Annotated in this window: 6 protein-coding genes; 2 read left to right on the top strand and 4 right to left on the bottom strand. The window is 71.3% G+C overall.

Annotation, left to right across the window (positions count from 1 at the left end):
- Together D7V97_RS33835 and D7V97_RS33830 are read left to right on the top strand one after the other, a co-directional pair.
- Positions 1–1119: AAA family ATPase (locus D7V97_RS33835; protein ID WP_120614748.1), on the top strand; the 1119-nt coding region annotated here is incomplete at its 5' end.
- A 157-nt stretch (positions 1120–1276) separates the two neighbouring features.
- A complete protein-coding gene (locus D7V97_RS33830; protein ID WP_120614747.1) occupies positions 1277–1672 on the top strand; it encodes a DUF5335 family protein in 396 nt (131 codons plus the stop codon).
- A gap of 134 nt (positions 1673–1806) precedes the next feature.
- Here D7V97_RS33830 and D7V97_RS33825 read toward each other — a convergent pair whose 3' ends face one another.
- From D7V97_RS33825 to D7V97_RS33810, 4 genes are all read right to left on the bottom strand, one after another.
- Complete coding sequence (locus D7V97_RS33825) at positions 1807–2622, bottom strand: M57 family metalloprotease (protein WP_120614746.1); 816 nt, start codon at positions 2620–2622, stop codon at positions 1807–1809.
- Positions 2623–2938: 316 nt separating this feature from the next.
- On the bottom strand, positions 2939–4333 hold the full coding sequence (locus tag D7V97_RS33820) for an MBL fold metallo-hydrolase (RefSeq protein WP_120614745.1): 1395 nt from the start codon (positions 4331–4333) through the stop codon (positions 2939–2941).
- 167 nt (positions 4334–4500) lie between these two features.
- A complete protein-coding gene (locus D7V97_RS33815) occupies positions 4501–4893 on the bottom strand; it encodes a hypothetical protein (protein WP_120614744.1) in 393 nt (130 codons plus the stop codon).
- Positions 4894–5021: 128 nt separating this feature from the next.
- Positions 5022–9812: DNA topoisomerase 3 (locus tag D7V97_RS33810; protein ID WP_233583395.1), on the bottom strand; the 4791-nt coding region annotated here is incomplete at its 5' end.

The raw sequence follows: 9812 nt of genomic DNA, 5'->3' as shown, positions 1-9812 counted from the left end.
CCCTTCCCCGAAGGCCCGCCCGTCCAGGAGCGCGTGGCCGCGCTGGAGGTGCTGTCGCCGCAGGGCATCGACGCACGCCTGAGCGACCTGGGTTACCGCGGCCAGCCGGACGCCCGCCGCGCCGCCGCCGTGCTCGCCTACCGCCACCTGCGCCGGATCCGCCGCGTGTACCTGGAGGGCATCCAGCCGGAGCCCGGCACCCGTGAGAACGCCCTCTTCCTGGGCCCCACCGGCTCCGGCAAGACGTTCCTCGTGGAGCTGATGTTCCGCGAAATCCTCGGCGTCCCCACCGTGCTCGCGGACGCCACGCAGTTCTCTGAAACAGGCTACGTGGGCGACGACGTCAGCACCCTGCTGTCCCGCCTCTACGAGGCCGCGGACCGCGACGCGGAGTGGGCCTCCTGCGGCGTCATCTGCATGGACGAGTTCGACAAGCTCGCCACCAGCCGCTCCGACAGCCGCTTCTCCGGCCAGCAGACCACCAAGGACGTGAGCGGCTTCGGCGTCCAGCGCAGCCTCTTGCACCTGCTCTCCGCGCCCAGCGCCACCTTCCCCCCGGACTTCGGCTTCACCAGCCGCATCCGCGCGGAGTCGCTGGACCTGGGCTGCCTCACCTTCATCGCCTGCGGCGCCTTCAGCGGCTTCCGGGGCACCGCCGAACACATGACGCACGTGGAGCGCGTGGGCTTCGGCCGCGAACCCGGCAAGGGCGGCCACCGCGACGCGGAGTCCATCGCCGCGCGCATCACCGAGGAGCACCTGGAGAACACCACCGCGTTCTCCCGCTACGGCTTCATCCCGGAGCTCATCGGCCGCTTCAACCGGCTGGTCTCCTTCGATCCGCTGGACGCGGCCACCCTGGGCGACATCCTCCAGCACAACGTGCTGCGCACCTGGGAGCGCGAGTTCGAACACGAGGGGCTCCAGCTCACCGTGGACGCGGACGTGCGCGACTGGATTGTCGCCCGCGCCCTCAAGCGCGAGACCGGCGCCCGGGGCCTGCGCACCGCGCTGGCCCCCATCCTGGAAGCCGCCGCCTATGAGCACTTCGGCCACGGCCGCGCCGCCACGGTGCGCCTGGTGCTGAAGGACGACGCCGTGCACGCCGTGCGCGACTGACACCCCGTCCCCACGTCGGGGGCAGCCGACGTGGCAGGGCCCGGTCCGCGGGGTCCCCGACGCGACGAGGAGACGGGCCCGTCCTCCATGCGCGCGGCACACGCCTTACGGTTGAGGCACACGACCCAAGCACACGACGACGCGCGGAGGCGGCTTCATGGCACACACCAACCAGGAAATACCCAGGGACCAGTGGGAGCACTACCTCGCCGGCATCACCGAGCGGATCCGCCACGAGCGGGTGCGCGTGGAGTCCATCAGCCTGGAGTCCATCAGCCTGGAGACCGGTGACCAGGAGATTGCCCGGAGCCTGCCGCTCGTGGAGATCTCCCTGGAGCGCAAGGGCAGCGACCTGGGCGCGGTGCAGATCATCGCGGGCCACGGCGATGATGAAATCACCCACCGCGTGCTCGAACCGGAGCGCATCACCGCCGAACTGGACGCGGACAGCGGCGCGCTGGAGTGCCTGGAGATCGCCGAACGCGGCAGCGGCAAGCTGCTCGTCTTCTTCGAGCGCGCCCCCGACGCCGACGCGCCGACCGTCCGCGCCTGAAGCCCGCCCTCCCACGCGAAAACGACGACAGGGCCGACAGGAGCGAAGACGCTCCCACCGGCCCCGTTACACCGGGCCTTGCTTCGCGGCGTGACACCGCGAAGCAAGACCTGGACATCAGCAGCTCAACGCGCTCACGGGTACAGCGAGCGGGCGCCCTGCTTGTCCAGCGTGGTCAGCACGAGGTCGCCCGTCTGGGTGCCGTTGCACTGGGGGTAGTGCATGACGGACGCGCGGTCGTAGGTGCTGGTCAGCGCGCGCCACTGGGCGTCCTCGTAGCAGCCGGACGCGGTGGAGCGGGTGTGCTCGTGACGGAAGCCCAGCGTGTGGCCCAGCTCGTGGCGGAGCACGCCCGTCAGGGTCCACGCGCCCAGGCTGCCGAACGCGCTGCTGTCCACGAGGACGTTGCGGCCGGAGCGGGCCGAGTTCGGGAAGAACGCGCGCGCCACGTAGGACTGGCCGCTCACCGGGCGGATGTCGAACAGCACGCCCGTCTGGCTCGCGGTGCAGGACGCGTCGTACTGGGACAGGTACGTGAAGTTCACGCTCGCGGTGGCCTCCCAGGCCGCCGTCGCGCTCGCCATCGCGTTGACCATCTTGGTCTTGTTGGAGCCAAAGCTGTCGCTGATGCAGTAGGTCAGGTTCAGCTTCTGCGTGCTGCTCCACTTGATGTCGCCGCCGATGTAGTACACGGCGAGGCCATCCTGGGACTTGCCCAGCTCGGCCTGGACGACGTTCTTGAAGTAGGCGGCCAGCTCCTCCTCGGACTCCAGGGCCTCGTCACCGTTGACGATGATCTTCCCGCCCTCCCACGGCTCGCGGTAGGCGTTCGCCTGGAACTCTTCCCACGTCTGCTTCGGCTCGGAATCCTGCTGGGTCTCAGGACCACCACAGGCCGCACCAAGCATCGACACACCGGCCAGCATCGCAACAGAGCGGAACTTGAGCATTGGGAGACTCTTCCTCTGTCCTACGGGGGATTGCGCCGCCCTCGCCTGGCCTTCCCGCCATGCGTGTGAGCCGCGCGCCGGGCCATTGAGCAACTGTCGGGCCAAGCGTCTCCCAGGGGAGAAAATCAGGAAACGCGGGATATCTGGAGCAACAGCGCTCCAGACTCCCGCGTCCCCGTTGTCACGTTTCGTGACACGTCCGTCACCAACCACCCAGAATGACGTGGTTTTTACCCATGCTCCGTGTCTGTCCTGGAAGAGGACGGCCCCATGTCCTGATTCCGGTCAGGGTGGGGACGGACTTTGCCCGGAATCCCTAGAGGATGGCGCGGCGCACCTTCCAGTAGGTCTCCTTGGCCATGCGGAAGGCGTGGGAGTCGGCGGGCAGCAGGGTGCGCAGCAGCTCCGCGGACTGGGTCTGCAGGGGGCGCACGCAGTGGGCATCCACCTGGTGGCGCAGGTACCCGAGCATGTCACGGCCCTTGTACTCGTTGAAGTAGTCGCGCAGCTGGGCGGCGGTGCGGGCCTTGCCGTTGTCGGCGTACTTGGCCACGTAGGGGCTGAAGTCCGGATAGAGGCTGCCCTTGCCGAAGCCGCCGTGGACGGTGGTCTTCATGAAGTTGCCGATGAGCAGGTCGTCGAACACCTGGTACTTCACGGCGGTCATCAGCGAGTTGCGGGGCGCCTCGAAGGTGATGCCCTTCTCGAAGCGGCGCTGGTTGAACTCGATGACGTGCTCCCTGCCGCCCACGCGGAAGCGCAGGAAGTCCATCACCATGCCCAGGTGTTCGACGGCGCGGAAGTACTGCTCCAACTGCTTCACCTCGTCCGCGTCCAGGCACTCGCTCCAGTCGTCACCGAACTCCTTCGGGTCCACCGGGGTGAGGGCGCGCTCCTTGGGGTTGATGGACACCGAGGAGTCGTTGGTGAAGTCGTGGCGCAGGAAGGCCGGGAGCATCTGGCAGGTGGTGGAGTGGAAGCCCCGGGCGTAGTCGGGCAGCGTGGTGGTGTACTCGGAGGCCCAGACGCTGTCGGCGCGCTGGTACTTGTGCATGGAGCTGAAGGGGACGAAGTAGCGCACCCCGTACAGCTCCGCCTGCCGCGCGATGGTCTGCCCCACGGGCGTCTTCGCCGCCGCGTACGGGAGGATGCGGTCCCCGTCCTCGGTGAAGAAGTTCATCATGTCCGCGTCGCCGTAGCCGGACAGGGCGAGGAGGAAGGTCTCGTCGTATTCCTTGATGACCCGGCGCACGAAGCGGCCCTGGCCGCGGTCGCCGGAGTCGTTGAGGTTGACGAGGAGCCGCCCGCCCACCTCCACGAGCAGCACCGCGTCCTGGTTCACGTCCGGGATGCACAGCACGCGGATCCGCGGGGACAGCCTCGTCCACTCGCGGTCCGCCATCACCTGGACGCGGAAGCCCGCTTCGCGCAGGTCATCCCGCATGCGGTGGCCCACGTGGTTGGGCACGAGCAGCGTGCGCTCGCGCAGCTTCTCCAGCGACTCCAGGCTGAGGTGGTCGGGGTGGCCATGGGACAGCCACACATAGGCGCAGTCGCGGATGGACTGGCGCTGCTCGTCCGGAATCTCGTGCGACAGCGTCCAGCTGCCGAAGTACGCGGTGCCGTCCGTCCAGGGGTCGGTGACCAGCACCGGCCCGTTGTCGTGACAGATGAGTGTGGCGTTCCCAATCGTCTCGAAGCCCAGCTCCATCGTTGCGCCCCCCTTGAACCCCCACGTCGCCCATGCGCGTGTTGGGTGAGAAGGTGGCACCCGCCCCTACGCCTACAAGCTTGGGCAACAACCTTCATGCCCGGCCGGTCGGTGTCCGCTCCTGCGGCCCAGGAAGAGGCGTTCCCTTGTCGGGCGGTTCGCGGGCCCTACTGGACGACGAGCTTGCCCACGCCGTGCCGGTAATCGCGGTGCACGGTGCAGTAGAAGGTCACGATGGTGCCGGGGACCGCATCCGCGGGCACGGTGAACTCGCGCTCGCCCATCACGAACTCCCCGGTGTCGAAGCCGACGTTCTCCACCGCGCCGGGCACCAGGTCCGCGGAGGACGGAGAGGACGTCGCCGAGTGCGCCGCCGTGTCCAGGTTGCGCACGCGCACCGTCTCGCCCGGTTCCACCTGGAGGTTGTTGGGCGTGTAGTCGAAGTCCGCGATGGAGAGGATGGTGTCCCCCTCTGTCGGGCCGCATGCCGTCAGCACGAGGAACGCCCCCAGCCCCCAGCCCTTGATCATCCGCGTCATCCGCATGCCGTCCCCTCCCATGAGGCCATCCGGGAACGGGTACACACGCCGTGCGGCCCCTGGGAGCCCGGGAGCCCCGAGGGGTCCCCACGCCGTCCGCCGCGCGACACGACAGCGCGGGCGGCGCGGGTGTCCGAAGCCGGACGCGGCTAGCGACGGCGGGACACGAGCGAGAGGATCTGCGCGCCGTAGCGCTCCGTGAGGGCGGGGCCCACGCCGTGGATGGACAGCAGCTCCGCGCCGCTGGAGGGGCGGGCGCTCGCGATGGCGTCCAGCACGCGGTCGGTGAGGATGCGGAAGGCGGGCACCTTGCGCTTGCGTGCCTCGGTGAGCCGCCATGCCTTGAGGGACTCCACCAGCGCGGGAGCGGCCTCCGGCGCCCCGTACCCGGCTTCGGGCATCTGGCCTGAGGCGTTCCGAGAAGCGTTCCGAGAGGCATTCCATGACGCGCGGGGTGCCGCGGAGGGCTCCTCGGTGGGGCGTGCCTTCCAGCCGGACCGGCCCGGGGCGGGCGCGCCGGTGTCGAAGTCCCGCGGCGCGAAGTCCGGCTCCTCCCGGTCCACGCGCGGGGACTGCCACGGTTCCGCGCGGCCACTGGCGGCGCGCCGCGTCCCCGTGCCCGTGCTGGCGCGCTTGCCGCGGCTTCGGGGAGCGGCGTCCGCGCTGGTGCTCGCGCGCTTGCGCGTGGGGCGCTTCGAGGCCCCGGCGGTGGCGCGGCCGCGGCGCTTCTTGGGGGACTCCTCGCGCGCCTGCGGGAGCACCACCTGTCCGGGCGCGATGACGCGGGCGCGGCGGCCGGTGTCCGTGAGCGACAGCCGCTGGAACAGGATGACCTGCCCGTCCTTGTCGAACGAGTCCGAGTCCAGGCGCACCAGCCCGGAGCGCACCAGCCCGCCCACGAGCCGCTCGAAGTCGCGCCGGTGGAGCGCTTCACCGAACAGCTCGCGGTGGAGCCGTCCGGTGGCCTGACCGTCGCGCGCGTGCAGGGCCTCCAGGATGCGGCCCAGCGCGTGCGCCTCCATCGCCGAGGGCTCCTCGAAGCGCACCACCGCGCACGTCTCCGGCGCGCACACGTCGCACAGGCCGCACGCGGCGCCGGAGTCCTGCACGTCGCCGAAGTGCGCGACGAGGTGCCGCATGCGGCAGCCGTGCGCCTCCGCGTAGCGCCCCATCTGCTCCAGGTGCAGCTGCTTGCGCTCGCGCTGCGCGATGTACTGCACCGCCCAGCCCGCGCGGCCGCGCCGCACGTCCTCGTCCGGCGTCATCTCCACGCCGCCGTGGATCCACAGCTGTTCGAGCGCCTTGTCGAACACCTCCGGATCCCCGCGCACGCGGGCCTGGAGGGAGGCCTTGGGCTCCAGCTCGTTGGACGTGGCCTGGTAGAGCCGCTCCAGCACGGTGGGGTCCGGATAGTCGCGGCGGTGGAAGAACTCGTGCGTGCGCCGGTCCACGAACGCGTGCAGGAGCACCGCGCGCGAGTCCTTCCCGTCGCGGCCCGCGCGCCCCAGCTCCTGGTAGTAGCCCTCCAGGCTGGCCGGCAGCGCCGCGTGGATGACGGTGCGCACGTCCGCCTTGTCGATGCCCATGCCGAACGCCGTCGTGGCGACGATGACCTCCAGGTGCCCCTTGAGGAAGGCGGCCTGGATGCGGTCGCGCTCCGCGGGCTGAAGGCCCGCGTGGTACGGCGCGGTGTGGAAGTCGTGGGCGAGCAGCTCCGCGTACTGCTCCGCGTGCTTGCGCGTGGACGCGTAGACGATGGCGGGCCGGTGCTCCGGGTTGCGCAGGAGCGTGAGGATGGCGTCGCCGCGAGCGCCGGGGTTCAGCTCCCGCACCTCGATGGCGATGTTGGTGCGGCGGAAGCCGTGGATGAACGTGTGCGCGGCGCCGCCCGTGGAGCCGCGCAGCCCCAGCTGCTGGACGATGTCGCGCTGCACGTCCGGCGTCGCGGTGGCGGTGAGCGCCACCACCGGGGCCGGGCGCAACAGCGGCAGGCGCGAGCCCAGGAGCCGGTAGTCCGGACGGAAGTCATGGCCCCACTGCGAGATGCAGTGCGCCTCGTCGATGGCGATGAGCGCGGGCGTGCGGCGGGCCAGGAACTCACCGAAGCCGGGGACGCCCAGCCGCTCGGGCGCGATGAAGAGGAAGTCCAGCTTGCCTTCCAGGTACTCGGCGCACACCTGCCGGGACGCGGCCCGGTCGCGGCCGGAGTGGATGCGGTCCGCCGCGAACCCCAGCGACTGGAGCCGCAGCACCTGGTCCTCCATCAACGCGATGAGCGGGCTGACGACGAGCGTGGTGCCCGCGCGCGCGAGCCCCGGTAGCTGGTAGCACAGCGACTTGCCCGCGCCCGTGGGCATCACCAGCAGCAGGTCCTCGCCGGACGTGGCCGCGCGGCACACCTCCTCCTGGTACGGCCGGAAGTCGGAGAAGCCGAACGCCTGCTTCAACAGGCCCCGCAGCTGATCCGGCGGCGTGGGCGCGCGGTGCACCCGCTCTGGCCGCCCGCTGCCCATGTTCACGCCCTGCGGCTGCTTCCGCGCCCGGCCAAAGCCGTCGGACGAGGCCTGCACGAACGCGGACCGCACCTCCGCGGAGGGCAGCGTGGGAGGCGGCTCGCGGACCGGCGGAGGCATGGGCCGCGTGGCAGCCGAGCCGACCGCCGCACCGTCCCGCGCCGCACCGGAGCGCGCTTCGATGGCGCCATGCCCGGGAGCGCCCGCGGAGACAGGGACGCCTTCCCGGGCCCGGAAGAGTCCTTCGGCGGTGCCCTGCGCGGGATGTTGTCGCGCGGCCTCGAAGCGGCCGTTGCTGGGGGCCTGTCCACCCGCGTGGGCCTGGGCCGGACCTCCAGCGAAGCGTCCAGCAGCGGCGGGCGTGGCGGTGGAATGCGCGGCCGCGCTCCGGCTCCCGGACACGGCACCGGCCTCCGCGGCCGGCAGGGGCCGCGCGCCTCCTGAAGCGCCCGCGTGCACCGACGTGGGCGGAAGCGCCGTGGGCGCCTGCCCGACAACTTCCCGCACGTAGGCCTCGATGCCGCTCAGGAACGAGCCCAGCTCGCCCTGGCCGCGCTCGATGCGCTGGAGCCAGGCCTCCCACTGTCCCGTCATCACCGGGGACTTCACGTCCGGGTGCACCACCTGGATGAGGTGGATGCCCTTGTCCGTGGCCTCCAGCCGCTTGCCCTGGCGCACGAGGTACTCGCGCTCGAGCAGCACCTCGATGATGGAGGCGCGCGTGGCGGGGGTGCCCAGCCCGGTGTCGCGCATGGCATCCGCCAGCTCCTTCTCGTCGAGCGTGCGCCCGGCCGACTCCATCGCCGTCAGGAGCGTCGCCTCGGTGAAGCGCGGCGGCGGGCGCGTGCGCTTCTTCACCCCCTCCACGTCCTCCACCGTCTGCGCCTGTCCGCGCAAGAGCCCCGGCGGCAGGTCCTGCGGCTCGTCGTCCGGCTCCTCGTCCTTGTCCTTGTCCTTGTCGCCGCCCTTGCGGCCCTCCGCCCGGGGACGCGGCGCCTTCTGCCCGCCACCATGATCCAGGACCTTCCACCCCACGCGCTCCACCTGCGTGCCCGCGCTGTGGAAGCGGTCCACCACGGGCCCGGCGTCCGACTTCGACGTCACCGCGGTGATGACCGTGGTCACCTTCCAGACGTGGTCCTCGTGCCACGCCTGGAGCACCCGCCGGCAGACAAGGTCGTAGAGCCGCTGCTCGTCGGGCGACAGCCGCACCCCGTCCGGCGACGTGGGCGTGGGGATGATGGCGTGGTGGTCCGTCACCTTCGCGTCGTCCACGTAGCGCTTGCCCAGGGGGCGCACGCCCGTGCCCGGCGCCAGGTCCTCCGCGTACGGCGCCTGGATGGCGCGCACCACCTCCGGCAGCGTGTCCGCCACCGACTCCGACAGGTGCCGGCTGGCGGTGCGCGGGTAGCTCAGCAGCTTGTGCTTCTCATAGAGCGCCTGCGCGACCTCCAGCGTGTGCTGCGCGCTGAAGCCGAAGAGGCGGTTGGCGTGACGCTGCAGCTCCGTCAGGTCGTAGAGCAGCGGCGGCGGCATCCGCTTCGTCTCCGCGTCCAGCGACTCCACCGCCGCGAGCCCGCCGCGCACGCGGTCGATGATGCGCCCCGCCTCCACACCGTCCGCGTCCAGCCGCCGCGCCTCGCGCACGCTGTCGAAGCCGGGGGGAATCACCGGCTTGCCGTCCGGCCCCGAACGGAACCAGGTGCCCTGGTAGCGCGTCCCCGCTGGCGCGCCCTTGCCGCGCGGCGCGAAGGTGGCCACGACCTCCAGGTAGTCCCGGGGCACGAAGTCGCGGATGGCCAGCTCGCGCTCCACCACCATGGCCAGCGTGGGCGTCTGCACGCGCCCCACGGACAACATGCTCCCGTAGGTCCCGCTCGCGAGCGTGTAGAGGCGCGACAGGTTCATGCCCACGAGCCAGTCCGCGCGGCTGCGCCCCATGGCGGCGTCCGCCAGCGGCGCGTAGGCCCGGCCGTCCTTGAGCTGCTGGAAGCCGTCGCGGATGGCGCGCTCGGTGAGCGACGACACCCACAGCCGCCGCACCGGCTTGCGGCACCCGGCGGCGTCGTAGATGTAGCGGAAGATGAGCTCGCCCTCGCGCCCCGCGTCGGTGGCGCACACCACCGAAGACACCTCCGGCGCGTTCATCACCCGGCGGACCACCTCGAACTGGTCCTTCGTCTGCGGCGACACCACCAGCGGCCAGTCCTCCGGCAGCATGGGCAGGTGCGAGCGGTGCCAGCGCTTCCACTCGGGCCGGATTTCATGCGGCTGCGCCAGACCCACCAGGTGGCCCAGCGCCCACGTCACCACGTAGCCGTTGCCGCGCAGGCAGCCTTCGCCCCGCTCGGTGGCGCCCAGCACCCGGGCGATGTCGCGCGCCACGGCCGGCTTCTCCGCCACCACCGCGATGACGGAGCCCCGCCC

The organism is Corallococcus sp. CA053C (genome assembly GCF_003611675.1).
GTDB lineage: Bacteria > Myxococcota > Myxococcia > Myxococcales > Myxococcaceae > Corallococcus.
Note: the sequence above shows the minus strand (reverse complement) of the source record. Positions and strands in the feature narration are given on the sequence as shown.